Consider the following 21,004-nt stretch of genomic DNA (forward strand, 5'->3'; position numbering starts at 1 on the left):
TCGCGGTCGCTGAGCGTTTGCCGTGGAATGCTCCACCGAACGCGGGCCTCACGCCTCCCCAGCCTCCTCCTTCGCTCCTTACAGTCGCTCAGTCGTCCCTCGCGCGACGATGGCGGACCACAGGGGTCCGCCAGCACGCGCCGAAAAGTGAAATTCAGTAGCCCGAAAACACCGGCTCTGGCTCCTCACCCCGCCACGATGAACAGGAGGAGGTTGTGAACACCCGGACCGAGACCGACCGCGGCGACAGCGCCCAGAAGCAGGAAGCCCTCGGTTGGGTCCTCGCGGACGAAATCCGCGAAGAGGAAGACCACGACCTCCGCGATAGCGAGTTTCACCAGCACGAACAGCCACCCGACGCCGAATGTCTCGGCGGTCGGGAGCGAGGCCGCCACGTCGAGGACCGCCTGCGAGACCGGCGTGCGCTCGCCGAACCCGAGCAGGTCCACGCCGACCGCGGTCGAGACCGCGTCGAGCGAGTGGCTGAACAGCACCAGCGCGCCGACCGCCCCGGTCGCGGCGGTCACGCTCGGATAGGTCCACCGGGTCGCGCCCCAGAGCAGTCCCGCGACGAGGAAGGCGACGACCGCGCCAGTCAGCGGCCAGAAGAGGTGTAGGCCGCCCTCGGCACCGCGAGCGAGGGTGTAGGCGACGACTGCGGTCGCGGCCAGCACGCCGACAGCGAAACCCGGGCGGACGGGGTCGGTTTCGGTCTGCATCGCGGCGAGCCAGACCAGTCCGGCGACGACGAAGGTGGTGACGTAGACCGCAGGCGTGCCCAGAAGCGGGGCGACGGCGTCGGGCACCCACTCCATGACGAACAGGACGTGGAGACTCGACCCGACGACGACCCACGGCGTGAGCGCGAGGACGGTCCGGTCGGAGACGTGGGGGTCCGACCGGGCGAGCGCCCCGGCGACCAGCGCGACCGCCGCGAGCAGGCCGACGAGGTACGGAAGCGGCGGAAGCGCGAAGCCCTCTGGAAGCACCATGCCGGAAACCGGGGAACGCGTCGCCGAAAGGTTTGCGGTCGGCGACGGCCCCGCGCCGTCGCTCTCGGGGCGAAAACACTCTCTTTCAGGCGCTCGCTTCGACCGCCGACACCGCGTTGTAGGCGGCGTCCTCGGGCACGTCGGTTTCCATCTCGACCTGCTCTTCTGCACCTTCGGGCAGGTCGAACGCCGACCCGCGGACCGATTCGATTTCCTCGCCGGTCTCGTCGTAGAAGGTGACGACGGGAACGACCTCGGCGTCCTCGCCCGAATTGGCCACCGTAGCCGTCATCGTGACCTCGCCGACGGGCAAAACCTGCTCTCTCTCACTCCTGGGTTCTCCCTCGGACTCCTCGTGCTGGCGGACGCCGAAGTCCACGACCACGAAGTCCTCGTCGGTCTCGGCCAGCGAATCGCGGAAGACGTGGATTCGGTTTCGCGCGGCCCGAATATCGCGGGCGGCCTCGCCGTCGAGCAACTCCTCGATGCGGAGCAGTTCGTTGTCGATTTCGTCGAGGACGCCCTCGCGGTCGGCGCGATTCCGGTCGGCGAACGCGTCCAATCGGTCCCGGACCGTCTCGAACTCCTCGGTCACGTCCTGGTCCGTCTCCTGGCGGGCGCGATTCAAGTCGTCTCGAATGTCGATAATCGGCGGTAGCGATGACACGGTTTTCCCCCGCGGGCACTCTGAGACCGAGGAGGAAGTGTCCTCCGGCCGGTCCTCCGACTGGGTTCGCTGACCGGGCGTTCGATTTATTCGTGTCGGAACCGTAATCCGTTCGGGGGTTAGACCATGAGTGAGACTGACAGACAAAACGACAACACGGGCGGCTACGTCGCGGCCCTGACTGCGTTGCTCGGGACGTGGCTCATCGTCGGCGCGTTCGTCTTCTCGCCGATGCCCGCCGCCAACTTCTGGAACGACATCATCGTCGGCGGCGCAATCGGGAGCATCGCGGGCTACAACGCGGTTCAGTCGGACGAGCGCGGCGTCAACACCGGAGGCGCGTCGCTGGTCGCCCTACTCGGTCTCTGGATGGTCATCGCACCGTTCGTCTTCGAGACGACCGCCGCGGCGTCGTTCTGGAGCGACGTCGTGACCGGTGCGCTCGTCGCGGTGCTGGCGGGCTACAACGCCTATCGGTCCCGCGAGACCGAGCGCCGCAGGCCGACCGCCGAGGCCGAAACCCGGTAGATTCGCAGGTTGTTTCTCCGGCAATCAGCGGTCGACCATTATATAAGGATATTTAGAAAACACATGGGTATCTTAAAGAACGAAATTTATTTCTTTGCAGTCGAACGAAGTCAGCCGAGTACGGCTCGGGGCGTCAGCCAATCCAATCCCGACCGGAGATTCATATCGTGGTATGAGGTTTATTTCTCGCTCACGACGTGAACGAAGGTCAGAACGTGGCCGAAAGTAGGCCAGAATCGACGGGTCGGAAGCGAGCCGTCGGTTGGCACCCTCGCACGCGCGACAAATTCCGAGAGTTCGCTGGCGTCGAGGGTTTCGCTCTCGACGCCGGGGACGACCGACGTGACGGTCCCGACGCGGAGGTGTTCGAGCGAAACGGACACCGTCTCCGCTGTCGGGTCGAGCGTTGCGTCCGACACGGTCCACCCCGGCCTCGAACTGCCAAGTGTAGACACCTCGCCGGTCACAGGCAAACCCTCCTCGTACCGAAATTGCAGTTCGGCACGCGCGACCGGACTCGTCCCATCACGGTCACGCGAGGAGAGTCCACATCGACTCCACCGGGAGCAGCCACCGGTAGCGAGGCCGAACGGAGGGCGACGTCCCGACCCCGAGCCGAGACGGTCGCCGTCGAGCGACATCCCGATGCGATTACGACTCGCGTCGAACGGGACGATGCCGCTCGGCGCGGCGAACAGCCGGGCCGTTCCCGTCGTGTTCACGACCCGGTTCTCGGTGAGCGTGTTGTTCGTCGCCCGCGAGGAGGACCCCGCAAGCGAGTTTCCGCGGCTTCTGCTACGAGGACCGTGGAATCGTCCGTCGAGAGCAGGAGGAGACCGACCGTGTTGCCCGCGGCGATGACGTTGGCGAGTCGGTGCCGAACTCCGTTCACCAGCACGACGCTGATGCCGGAGTCGCAGGGTTCCGCCGAGGATGTTCTATCGCCAACCGAACGTGGTCCGACTGCCGTCGATTCCCGACGGGGAAGCGCTGTATCGGCTGGGGCGACTGGAAACCCACGAGTAGTGTCGGACCGACGAACACGGCGAGACGGGCGAGCCGACGGCCTCGGAGGGGTGGCTGTCCCGGCAGAGAGCGCACACCCCACTAAATAAACCAAATATAGATATACGAAATCAGGACAGCGCGTCGAGAAGAACCCCTTCCGTCTCGCTCTGTGGGGTGTCCTCCCGCTCCGAGGAGCGAAGCGTCTTTTTTCGCCGGTGCGAATCACCGGGTATGAGCGACGACCGAGACGAACTCGCGTGGGACCTCCTCGACGCGGAGGTAGCCTACTCCTGCCCCGGATTCGACGTGCGCCGCGAGGAGGTCCGTCTGCCCGACGGGACCGAGACCGACTTCGACTACCTCTCGGAACCCGAGAGCGTCGTGGTCCTCCCGTTCACGCCCGACGGTAACGTCGTCGTCATCGAGGAGTGGCGACAGGCCGTCCGTCGAGTGAACCGAAGCCTCCCGGTCGGCGGGATGGAACCCGAGGACGACGACCGCGAGGCGGCGGCCCGCCGGGAACTCCGCGAGGAGACCGGCCACGAGGCCGACAGCGTGGCGTTTCTGACCAGCGTCGAACCGGCAAACGGCGTGGCGAACTCGGTCCTTCACTTCTTCGTCGCCCGCGGGTGTACCCCGACCGCCGAGCAGGAGTTGGACCACAACGAGTCGATTCGCGTCGATACGACGACGCTGGACGTGTTACGGGAGCATATCGCCGAGAGAGGGATTCGGGATGGCCGGACGACGCTGGGGGTTCTCTACTACGACGCGTTCGGGGCCGAAAAGTCGTAGTTTCTGCCGCGACTCCGAGCCGCACCCCGTACATCTGGGAAGTTATGTTTTCAATACTAATTTATATACGTGTAATGTTTATTTATGTATGGAAGTTACGGAGGCGGGTTCGACGAGTGGTACTGACTTTTCCCAAGAGATCGAGGGAGGGAAAGAACTCTCAGCGGAGGAGCTCCACGACGTCTTATCGAACAGCATTCGAGCGATAATGAACTCGACGGGGGCCGCGATGCGGATTCTGGATACGAATTTCAACGTCGTTCTCGAAAACGACGAGATGAAAGAACTGGGCGGAGTCGAGGCCGAGGGGAGCGAACAACTCAGTTGCTACGACCAGTTCTGTCACCCGGACGTGTGTGGAACCGACAACTGCACGCTCAAACAGGTAGTTGACGAAGGGAAAGACGAAATCCGGGTCGAAGTCGAGAAAGAGAGCTACGACGGTCGGGTCGTTCCGACCGAACTCGTCGTTCGTCCGATTCGGGACGCCGAGGGCGAAGTCGTGGCTATCAGCGAAACGTTCCACGATATCACCGAGCGCAAGGAGGCCACGGGGAGCATCAAGGTATCCGTAGACGAGCTGAAAGAGACCTCGCGCGAGGTCGCTCAAAACTCACAGCAAATCAGCGCCAGCGCGTCCGAGCAACTCGATTCGATTACCCAGGTCGCCAGCGAGGTATCGAGTCTCTCGGCGACCGTAGAGGAGATCGCCGCGACCGCAAGCGAGGTAAACAGTATCAGCGAGCGCGCACGGAGGGAAGCCAAAGAAGGCGAAGCAGACGCTGAAGCGACCATCGAGATGATGGAGACCATCGAACAGGAGGCTCAGTCGGCCACTAGCGAGATTCAGGACCTCCATCGGAGTATCCAGAAGATAGACGAGCTGGTGGATGTTATCAACGACATCGCCGACCAGACCAACTTGCTGGCACTGAACGCGAGCATCGAGGCCGCCCGTGCTGGAGAGGCCGGTGACGGCTTCGCGGTCGTGGCCGACGAGGTGAAATCGCTCGCGGAGGACTCGAAGAATCGCGCGTCCGAAATCGAGGCGATAGTAGAGGAGGTCCGCACGAACACCGAAGAGACCGTCACGGCACTCGAATCGGCCAACGAGGTGGTTCAGGACGGTGCCGACAAGGTACGGGAGTCGGGTGAGAGTTTCAAGCAGATAGCCGAAAGCGTCGAAGAAGTGTCCGACGGGATTACCGAAGTCGCAGCGGCCACCGACGAGCAGGCCGCCAGTACCGAAGAGATAACCGGGATGGTCGACGAGACGGCCGACGGATTCGAGCGAGTGGCCGACCGAGCGGAGGCCATCGCCGCCGCCAACGAAGAGCAGACGAGTCAAATTGAGGACATCAGCGAGGAGGTCGATCAGCTGAACGCACTCGACGTGCAAACGGAACTCTGAGACGAGTCAACGTGTCGGCGCTGGCGGCCTCCCGACTACATTCGGCGGTTCTCACGACCCCCAGCGGAATGCGCCGAGAACGACCGACGAACGGAACCCTTACCCCACTCGTCCGGCTATTCCGGGCCAATGAGAGACCACTTCGAAATCCGCGACCAGGACGGGCTGGGTCGCATCGGGGAACTCTCGGTCCCCCGCGCTGGCGTGACCGTCGAGACCCCCGCGCTGCTGCCGGTCATCAACCCTCACGTGCGAACCGTCGAACCCTCGCGGCTCGAATCCGAGTTCGGTGCCGAGATTCTGATTACCAACTCCTACATCTTCTACGGGAGCGACGACTACCGCGAGAAGGCGCTGGATAGGGGCCTCCACGACGTGCTGGACTTCGACGGGGCAATCATGACCGACTCGGGGTCGTTCCAGCTGGCCGAGTACGGCGAAATCGACGTGACCACGCCCGAAATCCTCCAGTTCCAGCACGACGTGGGGAGCGACATCGGGACGCCGGTGGACATCCCGACCCCGCCGGACGTGCCCCGCGAGGAGGCCGAGGACGAGTTAGCCACGACTCAAGAGCGCCTCGAAGTCGCCGAGGGCGTCGAGGTCGGCGAGATGCTCGTGAACGCGCCGGTGCAGGGTTCGACCTACCCGGACCTGCGCGAGGAGGCCGGTCGCCACGCCGAGGCCACCGACTTGGACGTGTTCCCGGTCGGCGCGGTCGTCCCGCTGATGAACGACTACCGCTACGCCGAGATGGTGGACGTGGTCGCTGGAGCGAAGCGCGGATTGGGCGCGGACGCGCCGGTCCACCTCTTCGGCGCGGGCCACCCGATGATGTTCGCGCTGGCGGTGGCGATGGGGTGCGACCTCTTCGACTCGGCGGCCTACGCGCTCTACGCCCGCGACGACCGGTATCTGACGGTCCGCGGGACCGAGCAGTTGGACGACCTCGATTACTTTCCCTGCTCGTGTCCGGTCTGCGCCGACTACACCCCCGCCGAGATGCGGACGCTGGCCGACCGCGAGCGCGAGGAGTTGCTGGCCGAACACAACCTCCACGTCACCTCTCAGGAGATGCGGACGGTCAAGCAGGCGCTCCGGGCCGGAAATCTGCTCGAACTGGTCGAGACCCGCGCTCGCGCTCATCCCGCCATGCTCGACGGCTACCGCGCGCTGACCGCCCACGCCGAGCAACTGGAGCGCGAGGACTCGGTCTCGAAAGGAGCCTTCTTCTACCTCTCGGGCGAGAGCGCCCGCCGCCCCGAGGTCGTGCGCCACCACCGGCGCCTCGAACGCCTGAATCCCGAGGGCGACGTTCTCCTCACGGAGGGCGGCCCGAGCGACCGCTACGACGAGTCGTGGCGCGTCGTCGCCCCGTTCGGCCCCTTCCCGCGGGACCTCTCGGAGACGTACCCGCTGACCGCCGAGGTCCCCGAGGAGATGGACGCCGAGGGGTATCGGTCGGCCGCGGAAGGCGTGGCGCTCCTCGCCGAGGCGAACCCCGAGACGGAGTTCACGCTGGCCTACCACGACTGGCCCGAGAGCGCGCTGAAGGTGGTCCCCGAGCGCGTCGAGACGGTGGACCTCTCGGGGTAAGGTTCTGCGGGGCTTCGTCGATCTAATTGTTTCTAAAAGCAGTCTTTTATTGCCTTAAGGGAATTAAAGCATTCCTTTGGCGAGGCGCGCTCGCGGTTCGCCGCGAGCGCGCCGGGCGACCGAACCACCGGCGAACGCTCGGTGAATCAACCACCGGAAAACGCCCCGTGAAACAACCGACAGGGTGGGATGAAGGGGCCGCCCGGTCGCGTTTACCTTGGTCGTCTCCGGCGGCTCTATTCGCAGGCCGGACGGTGTCTCGCCGAACGGAGTGAGGCGAGGCTCGGAAGACGCGGTTTGCCTTCCGGCGCGGAAAGGCCTGCGAATATCCGCCGGAACGACCGCGACCGGGCGGGGGCTTCAAGAGACGTTCACGGTCACGATTCTGCGGTCCGCGGTCACCTCATGAGATACTCGCAGTCCACGACCCGAATCCGACGCCGAGGACTCGCAAGATAGTTGCCTTTCGACCCCCGAACCGGTGGTATGACCGACTACTTCGAAGTCCACGAGCGCGACGGGGCGGCGCGAATCGCCGAGTTGCGCCTCGCGGACGCCGTCACGACGCCCGCTATCGCGGACGACATCCTCGCCGACGCCGGAAGCCTCTGGACTGCGGAGCGCGACCTGCCCGAGGGGAGCGACGACGTACTCACCATCCTTCCCCATCGAGGATTCCCGAGCGGAACCGACGAGGAGGTCATGGACTCGTTCGCGCCCGACTACCCCGACGTGGACTACCCGAGCGCGGCCGTCGTCGCGCCCGAGACCGCCGACGACTACGGGGCCGACGCCTACGTCCTCTCCGGCGCGCAGGGGTTCGTCGGCCACGGCGCGGGATTCAAAGACGCCATCGTCCAGACGAAGGAGGCCATCCCTGCCGACAGCGCGCTCTACCTGCCGGGAGTCGCCACGCCCGCCAACGTCGCCACGCTGGTCTACGCCGGGGTCGATTTGGTGGACACCGACAAGGCCTACGTCGCCGGGACCGAGGGCAAGTACCTGACCTCTGAGGGCCGCCACTACCTCGAAGACCTCTCGGAACTCCCCTGCGCCTGTCCGGCCTGCCAGAAGTCAGTCTCGGAGTTCACCCGGCAGGACTGCGCCGACCACAACGTCAACGCGCTCCGGGCGGAACTCGGTATCGTCCGCGAGCGAGTCCGAGCGGGCCGACTCCGCGACTACATCGAGGGTCAGTCCCGTCACGACCAGTGGCTCACCGCCGCCTTCCGCGAGTTCGACCAGCAGTGGGGCTACGTCGAACAGCGCACGCCGCTCATCCGCGACGCCGAACTCTCCGCGGCCACCGAGGACACTCTCCAGCGCGTCGAGATTCGGCGATTCGCCGACCGCGTGACCACGCGCTATCGCTCCCGGTTCGACAACCCCCTCGTGCTGGTCCCCTGCTCGGCGGCCAAACCCTACAGCGAGTCCCAGAGTCACGGCCAGTTCCACGACGCCATCCAGTTCCGCGCCCACACCGTCTCGATGACCTCGCCCATCGGCGTCGTCCCACAGGAACTCGAACTGACCTACCCGGCCCAGCACTACGACTCGGTCGTCACGGGTCGCTGGTCCGAGGACGAAAAGCAGTTCGTCGCCGAGGTCCTGCGGCGCTACCTCGAACGCAACGACTACCCTCGCGTCATCGCCCACGTCCCGCCGGAGGGCTACCGAGAGGTCTGCGAGCGCGTCGAGGAGCAACTCGGCATGGAGTTCGAGTACACCGTCTCCGACCACCCGACCACCACCGAGTCGCTCGGCAACCTCATGCGGACCCTCGACGGCGAACTCAAGTTCGGCAAGCGCGAGCGCCAGCACAACACGGTCCGGGCCATCGCCGACTACCAACTCGGCGACGGCGCTGGCGACGACCTGTTCGATTCTATCCGAACGGAGGCCCGGTACCCCAAACTCCGGGTTCACGACGACGAGGGCGAGCAACTCGCCGCGATGGTGCCCCAGTACGGCGTCCTCTCGTTCACCCTCGCCGGTGCCCGCCAGTGGGTCGAGTCGTCGGCCCCGACCAAGCGCGTCGAAATCGACGCCTTCGCGCCCCACGGGAGCGTCCTCGCGCCCGGCGTCGTGGACGCCGACGACGACATCCGGGTCGGCGACGAGGTGGTCATCGAGGGACCGAAAGCCTTCGCGGTCGGCCGCGCCGAGATGTCCGGCCCCGAGATGGCCGAGAGTACGCGCGGTATCGCCTCGACGGTCCGGCACGTCGAGGAGAAGTAACAACGTTCTCGTATTACTTTCGTTCATGGGAGTAGTTTCGTCACTTTCGTTCGAACTGAGCGAAGAGGTAGACGAGTCAGGGAAAACCCATCCACTCGGTGAACTCTCGGTCACACTCGATACGACTCCGGTTGCTGATTTTCCGGAAACGATCTCGTTCACACGGAGCGTCTATTCTTTCGAGTGGAGTTTCACGCTCGCGTTGCGGTCAATACCGACGTTCCTGGCCGGGCAACCGGCAAAGGTATTCGACTTCGAGCACGCCGAATGGTGGGCGCTACCACGAGACGAAGATACCGTGTATTTCGTCTGGAAAACAGGGTATGGAACTCCAGACGACCGCCCGCCAACGCCGATAGAGCAAACTGCACTTGCACGGGCACTCGTGACGTACTGTCGCGAGACCACGCACTTTGACGCGGAGAGCGAGCGTGAACGGGCGGCCCTATTAGTCGCCCGAAAAGCGATTGCTATCTACGAGTCCTCGTCCTCCGTTACTTACGACGACCTTCGAAAGCTCCGTGCCTTCGGATGGGTTCAGAGCAAGTGGACCGAATGGCAGTTCCCCCGCTCGCAATCAGCACTATACGACTCCGACACGCTAGAGGGCGTCCTCTCGTGGATACGGGAGAGCGAAGACGACGAACTCGCCGTGGCCGCTTACGAGACGGTGTTCGGAGAAGTCGGACTTCGGGAGGAAATGCTCGACTGGCTGACCGAAACGCCTGATTCGAGACTTCTCGATACGGTGGTAACCGGTTGGGGATTCCGAGATGACCTCGCGGCCAAATGGGTAACCGTGCTTCGTAATATAGTTGTGGAAATCGACGAGCTTCCCGTTGCAGACGATGAGGCAGTTGATTCGATAACGGTCGGTCTGTACGCACACGACGACCCTCAAGTTCGCCGACGAGCAGCCAAGTTACTCAGAGAAATCGGCGGGCCGCGGGCGATAACGGAATTGGAAAAGCTCGCTACCGAAGACGACGACGAAACCGTGAGGCAGACTGCACATAACCTCCTGAACGAGTACGAATGACGTGGAAGCGCTGGGTTCCGGAACCTGACGAACCGCCGTCCGAATCAACCTACCCCGACGCGACGTGCGAACTCACTATCGAGAGCGACGCCGAGACGGAGACGGAACGATACCGTCTCTCTACGGACGGGACATCGGTCTCCTCGCTCGCCGTCGAACAGACCGACGAGGAACGCCACCGGACCGACGCTGCCATCGCAATCCTTCCGCTTCTCGCCGGACGCACTCAGGGTTGGCTCGATCACGCGGTACTCCTCGGCAATTACGCAACGTGGTCGATTTTCGCGTATCACCTCGAAGGCGGTATCGGCGTGACCGCGTACGACAACAGCGAGAACGCGGTTCGACCGCTCGGAATCGTCAAAGTCCTCTCGCTCGCCGAGACGCTCCGGTCCTACGCGAGGGCTCGGGAACCCCAGACCGCCGTCAGTCCTCTCTTCGACCGGTATCTGGAGGACGCAGAGAGAGCACTCGAGCACTATCGAACAGCCGGTGACTTGGACTCATTCCGATTCAAGCGGTCAGAGGACGCCATCGACGCGTACCTGTTCAGTTACCAGTCCGTCCCGGACGACCCACGGACCGCCGCGGTCGTCCGAGACGGGGAGTGTCTCGCTCCGAGAATCGAAGCCCTATCCGATAGCGACGACGAACTCGCCCGAAAGCGATTCATCGACCTCCTCTACTATCACGAGAATCCATGGGTGAGGCGAAAAACCCGGACGATACTCGCAGAGACGCCCGACGAGCGGGCGACCGACTCGCTCTGGTTACGTATTCACGACGCAGAACCATGTAAAGACGAGGAAATTATCGATATCCTTCGCCTCCTGTCGAACCTGGTCGGCGGAGCCGAGGCCGACCGGCTTGCCCGAAGCATCGTCACGTGTGCCGGGGCCAACGAGGGCCAACTCATCGAATGCTGCAGGTCGGTATCGACGCCGCTTACGAACCAAGCACTGATACAGGTGGCCGACTGGCTCGATGCGGGTGACTGGGAACCCAGTACAGAAGTCGCTGCAACCCTCGAATCCGTGCTCACCGGGGCAGGGGAGTAAATCTCGAAACAGATTGCTTCTACGACGATCGTCTGTGTGAAGCGAAGAGAAGTATAGTTCGCACGTATCCGGCGCATACTCGCTCTTATCGACTCAATAACCATGAGGATAGCTGGCGTAGTCAGAGCCGACATGGGAACACCGCAACTGGAGTTCGACAGCGACGTGGAGGGGCGAATCTACCGGTACGTCGAGCGCCACGGGTCGGCCACCCGCGAGGAGGTCCGCGACGAGGTCCGAGTCGAGGAGAGCGCCGGGGCCAAGCCACCGCGGTCGGGCACCGAGTCGGCCTCCCGGCTCTCGGTCGCGGAGTTCAACGAGTACATCGACGACCTCCTCGATTCCGGGCCGCTGACCGAGCGCGACGGGCGACTCTACGTCGAACCCGACGAGGAGGCCCAAACTTACGAGGCCGAGGAGTTCGAGTACGTGGTCCGGCCCGCCGACGAGGACGACCGCGAGGCCATCGCGGCCCGAATCCGCGAGGTGGCCGACGAGGGGGCCATCGTCGTGGACGAGCGTGTCGCGGATGCAATCGAACAGGACGGCGCGCTCATCCGACTCAACGAGCGCGAGTCGCGGATGTTCTTCGTGGCCGAAATTCGGCCAGAAGGCGACGGGGAGGAAGCCGAAAGCGATGGCGAAATCGTCGGCTGGGTCCACGTCCACGGCTTCGAACTCCCGGCCCGGAGCCACACCGCCGAGTTGACCGTCGGGGTCGCACCCGAGTACCGCGAGCAGGGCGTCGGCGGGACGCTGCTGGAGCGGGGTATCGCGTGGGCCGACGAGGAGGACTGCATCAAGGTCTACCAGAGTCTCCCGGCGACCAACGAGGCCGCTCTCGACATGCTGGACGAACACGGCTGGGAGCGCGAGGCAACTCGCGCGGACCACTACGAGGTCGATGGCGAACTCGTAGACGAGGTTCAGATGGCGAGACGACTGGACAGATAATTACATGAAGTCCTTATCTTCAACCATCTCATCTAACTCCGAGCGGGCACTAGTCGACTGATAGCCGGTATAGATACCGGAACCAGAACTCACGAAGCTGAGGGTGAAGAGTACGACTTCACCTATTGTCGTTGTCATAGATTCGGGTACAAGCCAGACAACGAGTGTTGCAAGCCCGAATCCGGCAAAAGAGATAACGGCCAACCAAAACGCCCTTTCACGATTATTTCGGCAGTCCTTATATGCTCGAACCGGCTTGTCAAGAGCCTCTAATTTGTCCTCTAGATCACCAAGATCGTCACGATCGTCAAGTACTTTGCGGAGTATCATCGCGGCCTTGCTACCGTCACTTAACTCTGTAGGAGAGTGATTATTCCCGTTCTGAGTCACGAACTGATACGCATCAGCTACGACAGGTCCTAGTTCGCCACACGCATCGTTCCAGCGGTCGCCTTGCAGAGTTTTGACTTCCTGTTTGTACTCGTCCTTCGGGTGTTCAAGATGGCGTGCGAGCATCACACCGATGCCACTCAAGACCGTGAATAGGAGTGGAAGTATCTTGAAAACAGAGACGCCAGCACCCGAGCCCATATTCGTAACTACACCAGTTCCGACTCGGTCGTCATTTCCGGGTATTCCATGTAGATGTACGACAGGAGTGCCCCGAGTGACCGCATAGACTGTTTGTATTTTACCCAGTCAAGGAGTCTCTTTTCGTCATCTGACCGGGATTGGTGTAAATCCCGAGCAGTAGAGTAACCACTCTCAGTAAGCTCGAACTTCATCCCCTCGTAATCGCTATCATGTTCGTCTTCGGGGATTCGCTTGATTAAGCCCCTCTGATCGAGCGACTCAAGTATTTCGTACACTCCTTCGTCAGATGGTCCGTACTTGTGGGGTCGGAAATCGAAACCTGCACTCGTATTGAAGTGTTCTTTCAGCTTCTGCTGGAGAAGGAAAACGGCCTTCATAATTCGTGTCTTTCCGTAGATAGGACATGAACTACCGTTCTCGTTCGGGGCATATAGGAGTCGGAGTATCCACTCTTCCCGTTCGTCCAGCGTATCTGCTTTTGAGGGGGGCATAACCCGAGTCGTTGCCATAATCTACTCCGACACCCTTAGTTACGGATGTAATAATTACTATTCGTAGCTCTTCAATCTTTCCATAATTTATACCAGAACAAATAATCTACTCTATGTCGGCGTGGTTTTTCTCCTATTAGGACCGTTCGGCGAACACGCCCAGAACGAGGCCTGCGACCAGGAGCGCCCCGGCGAACGCACTCGCTCGGCCGACGAACAGGAGGCCGGAGAGGTCGGCGAGCGCGCCAGCGAGTTCCACGAGGAGACCGACGCCGACCAGCGCGACCGACGCCAGCGCGGTCCGGTTCGAGGCACCGGGGAAGGTGCCGACCGTCGGCGGGTAGAACTGGAAGGTCGCGCCGACGATGGTCAGGCCGAGGAACCCGAGGACGTTGAGCCGAAAGTGAGCCGCTATCAGTCCGAATCCCGACCCGGCGAACGCGAAGTGGAGGCCGACCAGCACGCCGAGGACGCCCGCCGCGACCCCGGCAAGGACCGCGTAGAAGCCGACCCGGCGGCGCTCCGAGCGGGCGAACAGGACGGCGTACGCGAGAGCGAAGCCGACCACGGCGAGGGCCTCCAGAACCGCCCCGGCGCGGAACCACGCCCCGCGGTAGAGACCCCACGCGAGGACCGCGGGGCCGATAGCTCCGGCGGGGAGGACGACCGCGACGAGGAGTTTCGGCGGCGAGGCGACCAGAAACCGGGGGAAGAGCCGGAAGCCGACCGCGAAAATCAGGAGCGCGGCGGTGCCAGCGGCCAGCAGGTGGGCCGTGCGGGCGAACGAGAGCGACGCGAAACCGGGGAGTTCGAGGTGGGTCGCCGCGGTGCCGTAGCTTCCGACGAGGAGATACCCCACGACGACCGGCACGAAGGCGTTGGCGAAGCGGTCTACGGGTCGGCGGTCGGCGTTGGCCTCGCTGGTACCGGTCTCGCGGCCGGTCGGGTTGTCCCGGAGGGTCCACGCCAGCGCGGCGACGAAGACGACCACGCCCGCGGTCCAGCAGAGCGAGCCGACGAGTCCCGCGATTTCCGGGATTTCGAGGAGTGGCGCGAGTGCGAGTCCGACTGCGCCGAGCGCGGTGAGCGGGAAGTGGACCGCGGGCGCTCGGGGAGTCGCCAGCGTCCGGTCGAAGTACGAGGGCACCAGCGAGTAGGCCTTCCCGAAGACGGTGTGGAGGACGAAGCCGTGGACCGCGAGCGTGACGCGGACGCCTCTGGGCGTTCCGACGAGCGCCGCAACCTGCCACGCGACGAGAAACAGCGCGCTCGCGGCGACGAAGCGCCGCGCCCACCGCGAGACGACTCCGGCGCTCATCGTGACTCGTCGGCCCCCGCATCGTCTCCAGCCATGTCAGCAACAGAAGATAAACGGATACATAAGTCCGACGCGGTCGCCGTCGCGGAGTTCGGTGTCGAGGCCCGCGAGGTGTTCGTTGAACTGGCCGTTGACCGCCACGCGGGCGTAGGTCCGGGTCTGCTCGCCCTCGGGGTTGGACTTCCACGTGCCGGGTAGCTCCTCGGGCGGGTCGGCCCACCCGCTGGTCGAGGCGTCGGCGTCGGTCTCCGCGAGCAGGAGGTCCTTCACGCCGTACTCGGCGAAGAAGGCGTCGAGGAACTCCCTGAGGGTCGTCCCCTCGAAGGTGAACGAGAGTTTCGACTCGCCGATGGCGGTCCGGACGTGACCGGTGCAACGGACCTCGACGGTTGTTTTCGTGATTTCGGTGGTCTCGGCGGTCGTTTCGGTGGCCTCCTCGGTATCGGTCTCCGATTGCTCCACCGTCCGCGCGTCTGTCTCCATGTCTAGGCGTACGGGTTCGGTCGTGGAATAGGGCGTTGCGAACATGTTCGGCCCGCGGGAGGCGAAAGCGGTGTCGGTGGTGGTCTATTTCTGGCGCGGCGCTCGGAGGCATGTAATTGATCCCTAAATATAGAAATACAATTTCTAAAGCAATATTCTATTATCTCCTGGCGCGTGCGGGCGCGGCGCGACAGCGCCGCGCCTCGCGCGCGAGGGAGTCGGCCACTTCACGTGGCCGACGAGGTTGGGGAGGCGTGAGGTTCGCGGTAGCGGTGCTGTGCGGGAGACTCCTCGGCGTCGGCAATAGCTAGCTTCCTCTCGATTTCGACCCTACCCGCGCCAGTTCCGCAAATCACCGAGTTAAGTACCCGATAGCATCTCACCGCGTCCCACAGCGATTCCACCCCACAGAAACCCAAGCCTTACTTATCCAGCAACGAGCGTTTCTCGGCCTCGAACGCGTCGTCGTCGATGTACCCCGCTCGGTTCAACTTCCCCAACTGCTCGATGCGTTCGAGCGGGTCCGTGTCGTCGTAGTCGATGCGACTCGTCAGAATCTGGCGCTGGACGTAGCGGATGGCGTTCACGATGTCCGCGACGCCTGACGACGGTCCTTCGACGCCCGATTCCGGTCCCTCGACGCCCGACTCGAACTCCTCGACGCCGGAATCGGATTCCTCGGCGGCGGACGCCGGAACGTGGACGCGGCAGACCGGTCCCCACGTCTGGCGGACGACCAGCGCGCCGCTCTCGCCGTCCTTGCTCCGGCCCTCTATCCAGTCGAGCGCGCCGTAGGGAATCGCCGTCTCGAACTCGGCCTCGTCGTCGGCCTCGAAGTCCTCGAATCGGTAGGTGGTCTCCTCGCCGTTGATGAGGAGTCGGCGGTCGGTCACGACCACTCGGTCGATGGGTTTGAAGGCGTTTTCGAGGTGGTCCACCGTCACGCTGGAGGCCGGAATCAAGTAGTGGGGTTGCTCGTCGTCGCCCAGCGGTTCGAGGATGCCCTCCAACTTGTCGATGTCGAACGCGCCCTCGGCGCGACTGCTGAGGCGCTGTGCCCGGCGGCGCTGGATGCCGGAGTGCCAGTTCTCGGGGAAGTCCCACGTCTCGATGTCGGTGTGGAAGATCAGAAACTCGATGATGTCGAGCAGGCGGCGCTCCTCGACCGGGTCGGCCACGTCGAAGATGTAGCCCTCGTCGTCGGTCTCGACCACGAATCGGCTGTTTCCGCTCTTCACGTCGAAGCCGGTAATCTCGTCGTAGGAGGCCGACAGCGTCTCGTCGCCCGAGTCCTGTCCGACGACGACGAAGAGCCGAGAATCGGTGAACGCCGCGACGGCCCGGTAGTTCGCGCCGGGTTCCAGCCGCGACCCGTCGCTGGTCGTGATGACGCCCGACTCCTCGTTGTGGAAGACGTAGTGGGGTTGCTCTGCGGCGTCGAGGTGGGCCAGAAGCGACTGGTCGTGGAGGTAGCCCGACCCCGAGAACAGTCGCTTGGAGTCGGTCCGCGTGAGGACTTCGGCCGTGACGGTGTCGTCCTCGGCGCTTTCCACGACTTGAGCGACGTACTCCTCGTCGTACTCGTAGCGAATTTCGTCGTCGCCACCGCCGCCGAACAAGCCCATCGTATCAACCTCGGTTAGTCAGAATACTTAATGTTTCAGATACCGGCTCGGAGTTCGGTGGAACGCGGTACCGAGACGGCGTGGTTATTTGGCCGCCGAGGCCCAACGACCCCCTATGGACGAGATTTCGCTGACGGTTCCCGACGCCATCGTCGAATCGCTCCCCGCCGACGGCGAGGACGCCGCGCGGGACATGCACCGGGCGGTCGAGGGCTGGGAGGAGCGACTCAACCGGGCCATCGAGGATGGAGAAGACGAGGACGCCGCAGGTGCGGTCGTGGACGCCCTCGAACGCTTCGAGAACCGCTGGGAGCAGTACGACGACTTCGTGGCGGAACTCCGGGCGTGGGGCCAGTCGCCCATCTACGCGATGGCGTGGCGCGACCTCATGGGGTCGCTGATGCGCCAGCTCTACGACCACGAGGACCTCGGCGAGCGCATCGACCGCGAGCGCCACGCCCGCCTCGTGAGCGACGGCATCCGACCGGGGCGATAACATGCTGGAACTGCGCTTCTTCGCCAACTTCCGCGAGGCGGTCGGCCAGAAGACCCTCGAACGCGAGTACCCCGACGGGACCACGGTCGGCGAGGTCCTCTCGGACCTCGTGGACGAATACGACCTCGACGTGTTCGAGGAGGGCGACCTGCGACCCCAACTCTCCATCATGAAGAACGGCAAGGACGTGGCCCACCTCGACGGCGCGGACACCCGACTCGACGACGGCGACACCCTGAGCGTCTTCCCGCCGGTCGCGGGGGGAAGCCTCGACGCGAGGACAGAGGGATAGATGCGCGTCGAGAAATCCTTCCGAGGCATCTCCGAGCGCCTCGCCCGGCGCTACCTCTCGAACCTCGGGGGCGAAATCGAGGGCGGCGACCCGGAGGGCGACGGCGACGTGGTGGGCGAGGAGTGGCGCGCGAGCATCTCCTCGGAGAAAGTCGAAATCGGTCCCTCGGTCAAACTCACCGAGGTCACGGTCGTCTTCGAGGGCGAGGACGAGGCGCTCGACCCCCTGATAGAAAAGTTCTCCCAGAAGGCGATGCGAGCGGGCGGATGAAGACAGCGCGAGCGAACAGCAGACGATGACAGCGACTCACTGCCGACCATGACCGCCGACAACCCCATCGAAGGACAGGTGCTTGTCCTCACGGCCGCGAAAGCCAGCGTCGGCGGCGAGCGCGTGCCGGAACTGGTCGCGGAGGCCCGCCGAGAGTTGGAACCGCGGCGCGACGAACTGCGAAGGAAGTACGAGCGCGTCCACGAAGACGACGTGCGGGAAATCTTCCTCGCGCCGGAGGGCTTCTGGGTCGAGGTCGGCGACGATATGGGATGGGAGCGCCGAGAGCGCGAGGCGGTAGCCCGCGCGCACGCCGAGCAACTGCTTCGCGTCGGGCGGCGTGAGGGCCGGGAAAGCGAGTTCGAGACCGCGCTGGAGGTGCGGGAGGCTGTGGTTATCGGGACGTAGGATGTTTCGAGTTTCGAGGTAAGAGAGATACGTCAGTTGAAATAGATTGGAAGTTTCGAAAGCCCTCGCGCGGCTTGCGGTCGCTGAGCGGGATATTCGCCACGCGCAGTTCTGCGCGCGGCGAATAGGGCCACGCTCAGACGACCAAGATGAACGCAAGCCGCGCTCGCCCTTTCAGTCCGCCGAGGGTTCGGTTGTATCACCGAGCGAAGCGGGAAGTGGGTCGCGCTCTTTACGTCGCCGCCGTCAAGTCGAGCCTTAGTCGTCGTCAGATGTCGCTTCGGCGACTTCTCCCTCGGTCGCGTCGCGCATCGCCTCGAACCCGCGTTCGAGGTCCGCGATGAGGTCCTTGGGATGTTCGACGCCGACCGAGGCACGCAGGAGCGAGTCGGTGATGCCCAACTCGGCGCGCTCCTCGGCCGGGAGCGGCGAGTGGGTCATGCTGGCTGGGTGTTCGATGAGGCTCTCGACGCCGCCGAGGCTGACCGCGAGGGTGAACTCCTCCAGCGCGGCGACGAAGTGTTCCACGGCTTCGAGGCCGCCCGCCAACTCGAAGGAGAGGACGCCGCCGTGGCCGTCCATCTGCTCGTCGGCGAGGTCGTGCTGGGGGTGGGATTCGAGTCCGGGGTAGTGGACCGCATCGACCAACTCGTGAGATTCGAGGTAGGCCGCGACCTCCGCGGCGTTCTTCTCGTGCTGGCGCATCCTGAGCGGGAGGGTCTTCATCCCGCGCAGGACCATGTAGGCGTCGAAGGGAGCCATCACGTTGCCCATCCCGACCTGCTGGAGGAAGCCGATTTCCTGTGCGTAGTCGTCGTCCGAGAGGACCGTCACGCCGCCCAGCGAGTCGCTGTGGCCGTTGATGTACTTCGTGGTGCTGTGGACCACCACGTCCGCGCCGAGTTCGAGCGGGCGCTGGAAGTACGGCCCCATGAAGGTGTTGTCCACGCCGAGGAGCGCGTCGTGGTCGTCGGCAATCGCGGCCATCTCCTCGATGTCGCAGAGGCGCAGGAGGGGGTTGGTCGGCGTCTCCATCCAGAGCATGGCGGTCTCGTCGGTCGTGGCCTCGCGGACCTCCTCGGGGTCCGCGGCGTCCACGAAGTCCACCGCGACGTTGAGCTTGTCGCGGAACAGCTCCTTGAGCATCGTGTTGGTGCCGCCGTAGAGGTCCTCGAAGGCGACGACGTGGTCGCCGGGTTCGACTGCGGCCATCAGCGTGGCGACGATGGCGCTGGTGCCCGAGGCGAAGGCCATGGCGTGGTCGCCGCCTTCGAGCGCCGCGACTCGCTTCTCGACCGCGTGGCGGGTCGGGTTCGAGAGTCGCGTGTAGAGGAACTCGCCGTCGTCGGGTTCCAAGTCTTCGAGCGCGGTATCCATGTCGATGCCCTCGACCGCGTAGGTCGAGGCGAGGTGAATCGGCGACGTTACGTCGCCCACCCCGCTAGCGAGGTCCGGCTCCTCGCCGTAGGTCACGGACAGCGTTTCGAACCGCTTGTCGTCGGCCCCAGTCGGTTTTTCAGAGGACATACACAACTACTGTATCTCCGACGCTCGGCCATTTCATTCCTTCGACTGTAAAATGCGCCGAAAGAATGTGTCGGCGGAAAATATTACCGTCGTAAATAACGGCAGTATTTGCCGGGTGATTCGGCGAAATTTCATGGCCGGGCAATACTGCATCGAACTGGCGCGCGCTCGGCGGACCGACGTATCGGTCCGCCGAGCGAGTGCATCTGGATTGTCGGTCAACTGGCCTTCGCGTAGACGTTCTCGGTCCGTGTGGTCCCGTCGAGTTGGGTCTCGGCCTCGTCGGTCTTCTCGAACCCGCGTTCCTCGTAGAAAGTGTTGCCCATCTCGTTGTCGGCCAGCACCATCGCTTGCATCGATTCTGCGCCCATGTCGGTCAGTCGCTCCTCGATGGCGTCGAGGAGACCCGACCCGATTCCCTCGTGCCACCGGTCGGGGTGGACGTAGAGGCGCAGGATGTCGCCCTTCCTTCCGGAAGACTCGCTTCGCTCGTCTTCCGACGTTCGAGAAGCGTCGCTTCTCTCACCGTTGTCGGTCGCGCCGTGAGCGAATCCGACGATATCGGCCGATTCGTCGTCCGTGGCGACCAGACAGACCTGCTCGTCGTCGCCGATGATTCTGGTCATGGTCTCCTCGGCGTACCACTCGCCGACGGCGTCCTCGATGACGGACTCCGGTACTGTGTCGGCGTAAGCCTTCGTCCACGCCTCGCGGGCGAGCGACTGGATGGTCGAGATGTCGTCGTTCGTTGCTTCGCGGATTTCCATGGTAGATGCTAGCGTAGAACGGGGTTAGCAGTAGCGGTCGGTTTCGCTCCGGGTCGTCACTGAGGAATGAGATGTTGCATTCTGGCAACAAATGCAATTTCTTAACATCTTATTTCGTTGCTCTAGAAAATAGAATTATTGCTCGAAGATGGACCGACGGCTCCCGAGACCGGAGGCAAAAAAGAAACCGAACGCGATTAGGCGTCGCCCGAGGCCACCCTGCCGCGTGAACGCCGATTCCATCGGAACACTTTCAGTTTTCTCGCTCACTCTGTTTGACCATGACCACCGATTCAGGGAGCGACGCGGACGAACGAGAAGAAATCAACTGCGGCGACCCCGAGCTCGCAAACGGCGACTCCGCGAGCGAACGCCTCAACGAAATCGAATTCGGGGAAGACGACGGGAACTCCGTCGCGGAGATGCGCAAAAAACTGTAAATCGGGG

At 63.7% G+C, this 21,004-nt stretch carries 24 protein-coding genes; 14 read left to right on the plus strand and 10 right to left on the minus strand.

Going from position 1 to position 21,004, the window contains the following annotated elements:
• Positions 1-185 precede the first annotated feature (185 nt).
• The gene (locus EPL01_RS03920) at positions 186-992 is read right to left on the minus strand and encodes a DUF63 family protein (protein ID WP_135823956.1); all 807 of its coding nucleotides are present in this window, start codon (positions 990-992) and stop codon (positions 186-188) included.
• A gap of 85 nt (positions 993-1,077) precedes the next feature.
• The gene (locus tag EPL01_RS03925; RefSeq protein ID WP_135823957.1) at positions 1,078-1,659 is read right to left on the minus strand and encodes a DUF7553 family protein; all 582 of its coding nucleotides are present in this window, start codon (positions 1,657-1,659) and stop codon (positions 1,078-1,080) included.
• A 126-nt stretch (positions 1,660-1,785) separates the two neighbouring features.
• Between EPL01_RS03925 and EPL01_RS03930 the strand changes: the two genes are divergently transcribed.
• Positions 1,786-2,187, plus strand: a complete 402-nt coding sequence (locus EPL01_RS03930) for an SPW repeat protein (protein ID WP_135823958.1) — start codon at positions 1,786-1,788, stop codon at positions 2,185-2,187.
• Positions 2,188-2,366: 179 nt separating this feature from the next.
• On the opposite strand, the gene EPL01_RS03935 is transcribed toward EPL01_RS03930, so the two are convergent.
• Positions 2,367-2,606: a hypothetical protein gene (locus EPL01_RS03935; RefSeq protein WP_135823959.1), complete on the minus strand. Its 240-nt coding sequence runs from the start codon at positions 2,604-2,606 to the stop codon at positions 2,367-2,369.
• A gap of 226 nt (positions 2,607-2,832) precedes the next feature.
• On the opposite strand from EPL01_RS03935, the gene EPL01_RS03940 reads away from it, so the two are divergent.
• The 8 genes from EPL01_RS03940 (at position 2,833) to EPL01_RS03975 (ending at position 12,286) form a co-directional block, all read left to right on the plus strand.
• Complete coding sequence (locus EPL01_RS03940) at positions 2,833-3,048, plus strand: hypothetical protein (RefSeq protein ID WP_135823960.1); 216 nt, start codon at positions 2,833-2,835, stop codon at positions 3,046-3,048.
• Positions 3,049-3,426: 378 nt separating this feature from the next.
• The gene (locus tag EPL01_RS03945; RefSeq protein ID WP_135823961.1) at positions 3,427-3,990 is read left to right on the plus strand and encodes an NUDIX hydrolase; all 564 of its coding nucleotides are present in this window, start codon (positions 3,427-3,429) and stop codon (positions 3,988-3,990) included.
• 208 nt (positions 3,991-4,198) lie between these two features.
• Positions 4,199-5,401, plus strand: a complete 1,203-nt coding sequence (locus tag EPL01_RS03950; RefSeq protein WP_168215798.1) for a methyl-accepting chemotaxis protein — start codon at positions 4,199-4,201, stop codon at positions 5,399-5,401.
• A gap of 129 nt (positions 5,402-5,530) precedes the next feature.
• Positions 5,531-6,997 carry a tRNA guanosine(15) transglycosylase TgtA gene (gene tgtA, locus EPL01_RS03955; protein ID WP_135823963.1) on the plus strand — a complete coding sequence of 489 codons (1,467 nt, stop codon included), beginning with the start codon at positions 5,531-5,533 and terminating at the stop codon, positions 6,995-6,997.
• A gap of 486 nt (positions 6,998-7,483) precedes the next feature.
• A complete protein-coding gene (gene arcS / locus EPL01_RS03960) occupies positions 7,484-9,235 on the plus strand; it encodes an archaeosine synthase subunit alpha (RefSeq protein ID WP_135823964.1) in 1,752 nt (583 codons plus the stop codon).
• A gap of 25 nt (positions 9,236-9,260) precedes the next feature.
• Positions 9,261-10,274, plus strand: coding sequence for a HEAT repeat domain-containing protein (locus EPL01_RS03965; RefSeq protein WP_135823965.1), 1,014 nt, complete (start codon positions 9,261-9,263; stop codon positions 10,272-10,274).
• On the plus strand, positions 10,271-11,332 hold the full coding sequence (locus EPL01_RS03970; RefSeq protein WP_135823966.1) for a hypothetical protein: 1,062 nt from the start codon (positions 10,271-10,273) through the stop codon (positions 11,330-11,332). The genes EPL01_RS03965 and EPL01_RS03970 overlap by 4 nt, the downstream gene beginning before the upstream one ends.
• Before the next feature lie 132 nt (positions 11,333-11,464).
• Positions 11,465-12,286: a GNAT family N-acetyltransferase gene (locus tag EPL01_RS03975; protein WP_135823967.1), complete on the plus strand. Its 822-nt coding sequence runs from the start codon at positions 11,465-11,467 to the stop codon at positions 12,284-12,286.
• Here the strand turns inward: EPL01_RS03975 and EPL01_RS03980 are convergent, their stop codons facing one another.
• The 5 genes from EPL01_RS03980 to EPL01_RS04000 form a co-directional block, all read right to left on the minus strand.
• Positions 12,287-12,877 carry a hypothetical protein gene (locus EPL01_RS03980; RefSeq protein WP_135823968.1) on the minus strand — a complete coding sequence of 197 codons (591 nt, stop codon included), beginning with the start codon at positions 12,875-12,877 and terminating at the stop codon, positions 12,287-12,289.
• An 8-nt stretch (positions 12,878-12,885) separates the two neighbouring features.
• Positions 12,886-13,389 carry a hypothetical protein gene (locus tag EPL01_RS03985; RefSeq protein ID WP_135823969.1) on the minus strand — a complete coding sequence of 168 codons (504 nt, stop codon included), beginning with the start codon at positions 13,387-13,389 and terminating at the stop codon, positions 12,886-12,888.
• A 118-nt stretch (positions 13,390-13,507) separates the two neighbouring features.
• Positions 13,508-14,689: a hypothetical protein gene (locus tag EPL01_RS03990; protein ID WP_135823970.1), complete on the minus strand. Its 1,182-nt coding sequence runs from the start codon at positions 14,687-14,689 to the stop codon at positions 13,508-13,510.
• Positions 14,690-14,725: 36 nt separating this feature from the next.
• Positions 14,726-15,172, minus strand: coding sequence for a MoaD/ThiS family protein (locus EPL01_RS03995; protein ID WP_246045627.1), 447 nt, complete (start codon positions 15,170-15,172; stop codon positions 14,726-14,728).
• Positions 15,173-15,594: 422 nt separating this feature from the next.
• Positions 15,595-16,797 (minus strand): PH domain-containing protein, encoded by a 1,203-nt coding sequence (locus tag EPL01_RS04000; RefSeq protein ID WP_135823972.1) that lies wholly within the window; start codon positions 16,795-16,797, stop codon positions 15,595-15,597.
• 115 nt (positions 16,798-16,912) lie between these two features.
• Between EPL01_RS04000 and EPL01_RS04005 the strand changes: the two genes are divergently transcribed.
• Genes EPL01_RS04005 through EPL01_RS04020 form a run of 4 tightly spaced genes read left to right on the plus strand, consistent with a single transcriptional unit; the run spans position 16,913 to position 18,263 of the window.
• Positions 16,913-17,293: a DUF7971 family protein gene (locus EPL01_RS04005; RefSeq protein ID WP_135823973.1), complete on the plus strand. Its 381-nt coding sequence runs from the start codon at positions 16,913-16,915 to the stop codon at positions 17,291-17,293.
• Position 17,294: 1 nt separating this feature from the next.
• The gene (locus EPL01_RS04010; protein ID WP_135823974.1) at positions 17,295-17,585 is read left to right on the plus strand and encodes a ubiquitin-like small modifier protein 1; all 291 of its coding nucleotides are present in this window, start codon (positions 17,295-17,297) and stop codon (positions 17,583-17,585) included.
• Entirely contained in the window at positions 17,586-17,855 is a 270-nt protein-coding gene (locus EPL01_RS04015; RefSeq protein WP_135823975.1) for a MoaD-like domain-containing protein, read from the plus strand. It begins immediately after the preceding gene.
• A 48-nt stretch (positions 17,856-17,903) separates the two neighbouring features.
• Entirely contained in the window at positions 17,904-18,263 is a 360-nt protein-coding gene (locus EPL01_RS04020) for a DUF8048 family protein (protein WP_135823976.1), read from the plus strand.
• A gap of 258 nt (positions 18,264-18,521) precedes the next feature.
• Here the strand turns inward: EPL01_RS04020 and EPL01_RS04025 are convergent, their stop codons facing one another.
• Together EPL01_RS04025 and EPL01_RS04030 are read right to left on the minus strand one after the other, a co-directional pair.
• Positions 18,522-19,790 (minus strand): trans-sulfuration enzyme family protein, encoded by a 1,269-nt coding sequence (locus EPL01_RS04025; protein ID WP_135823977.1) that lies wholly within the window; start codon positions 19,788-19,790, stop codon positions 18,522-18,524.
• Between the two features lie 218 nt (positions 19,791-20,008).
• Positions 20,009-20,557, minus strand: coding sequence for a GNAT family N-acetyltransferase (locus EPL01_RS04030; protein ID WP_135823978.1), 549 nt, complete (start codon positions 20,555-20,557; stop codon positions 20,009-20,011).
• 281 nt (positions 20,558-20,838) lie between these two features.
• Here EPL01_RS04030 and EPL01_RS21430 point away from each other — a divergent pair, with 281 nt between their 5' ends.
• Positions 20,839-20,997 carry a hypothetical protein gene (locus EPL01_RS21430; RefSeq protein ID WP_168215799.1) on the plus strand — a complete coding sequence of 53 codons (159 nt, stop codon included), beginning with the start codon at positions 20,839-20,841 and terminating at the stop codon, positions 20,995-20,997.
• Positions 20,998-21,004 lie beyond the last annotated feature (7 nt).

The sequence above is a fragment of the Halorussus ruber genome, from assembly GCF_004765785.1.
Lineage (GTDB): Archaea > Halobacteriota > Halobacteria > Halobacteriales > Haladaptataceae > Halorussus > Halorussus ruber.

Bases quoted from the DNA above. Each gene is read 5' to 3' on its own strand.
- EPL01_RS04000 (WP_135823972.1), bottom strand. From the start codon at position 16,797: ATGGGCTTGTTCGGCGGCGGTGGCGACGACGAAATTCGCTACGAGTAC.
- tgtA (WP_135823963.1), top strand. From the start codon at position 5,531: ATGAGAGACCACTTCGAAATCCGCGACCAGGACGGGCTGGGTCGCATC.
- EPL01_RS03995 (WP_246045627.1), bottom strand. From the start codon at position 15,172: ATGGAGACAGACGCGCGGACGGTGGAGCAATCGGAGACCGATACCGAG.
- EPL01_RS03980 (WP_135823968.1), bottom strand. From the start codon at position 12,877: ATGGGCTCGGGTGCTGGCGTCTCTGTTTTCAAGATACTTCCACTCCTA.
- EPL01_RS03985 (WP_135823969.1), bottom strand. From the start codon at position 13,389: ATGGCAACGACTCGGGTTATGCCCCCCTCAAAAGCAGATACGCTGGAC.
- EPL01_RS04025 (WP_135823977.1), bottom strand. From the start codon at position 19,790: ATGTCCTCTGAAAAACCGACTGGGGCCGACGACAAGCGGTTCGAAACG.
- EPL01_RS03930 (WP_135823958.1), top strand. From the start codon at position 1,786: ATGAGTGAGACTGACAGACAAAACGACAACACGGGCGGCTACGTCGCG.
- EPL01_RS03920 (WP_135823956.1), bottom strand. From the start codon at position 992: ATGGTGCTTCCAGAGGGCTTCGCGCTTCCGCCGCTTCCGTACCTCGTC.
- EPL01_RS03975 (WP_135823967.1), top strand. From the start codon at position 11,465: ATGGGAACACCGCAACTGGAGTTCGACAGCGACGTGGAGGGGCGAATC.
- EPL01_RS04005 (WP_135823973.1), top strand. From the start codon at position 16,913: ATGGACGAGATTTCGCTGACGGTTCCCGACGCCATCGTCGAATCGCTC.
- EPL01_RS21430 (WP_168215799.1), top strand. From the start codon at position 20,839: ATGACCACCGATTCAGGGAGCGACGCGGACGAACGAGAAGAAATCAAC.
- EPL01_RS04015 (WP_135823975.1), top strand. From the start codon at position 17,586: ATGCGCGTCGAGAAATCCTTCCGAGGCATCTCCGAGCGCCTCGCCCGG.
- EPL01_RS03970 (WP_135823966.1), top strand. From the start codon at position 10,271: ATGACGTGGAAGCGCTGGGTTCCGGAACCTGACGAACCGCCGTCCGAA.
- EPL01_RS03940 (WP_135823960.1), top strand. From the start codon at position 2,833: ATGCGATTACGACTCGCGTCGAACGGGACGATGCCGCTCGGCGCGGCG.
- EPL01_RS03945 (WP_135823961.1), top strand. From the start codon at position 3,427: ATGAGCGACGACCGAGACGAACTCGCGTGGGACCTCCTCGACGCGGAG.
- EPL01_RS04010 (WP_135823974.1), top strand. From the start codon at position 17,295: ATGCTGGAACTGCGCTTCTTCGCCAACTTCCGCGAGGCGGTCGGCCAG.
- arcS (WP_135823964.1), top strand. From the start codon at position 7,484: ATGACCGACTACTTCGAAGTCCACGAGCGCGACGGGGCGGCGCGAATC.
- EPL01_RS04030 (WP_135823978.1), bottom strand. From the start codon at position 20,557: ATGGAAATCCGCGAAGCAACGAACGACGACATCTCGACCATCCAGTCG.
- EPL01_RS04020 (WP_135823976.1), top strand. From the start codon at position 17,904: ATGACCGCCGACAACCCCATCGAAGGACAGGTGCTTGTCCTCACGGCC.
- EPL01_RS03950 (WP_168215798.1), top strand. From the start codon at position 4,199: ATGAACTCGACGGGGGCCGCGATGCGGATTCTGGATACGAATTTCAAC.
- EPL01_RS03965 (WP_135823965.1), top strand. From the start codon at position 9,261: ATGGGAGTAGTTTCGTCACTTTCGTTCGAACTGAGCGAAGAGGTAGAC.
- EPL01_RS03990 (WP_135823970.1), bottom strand. From the start codon at position 14,689: ATGAGCGCCGGAGTCGTCTCGCGGTGGGCGCGGCGCTTCGTCGCCGCG.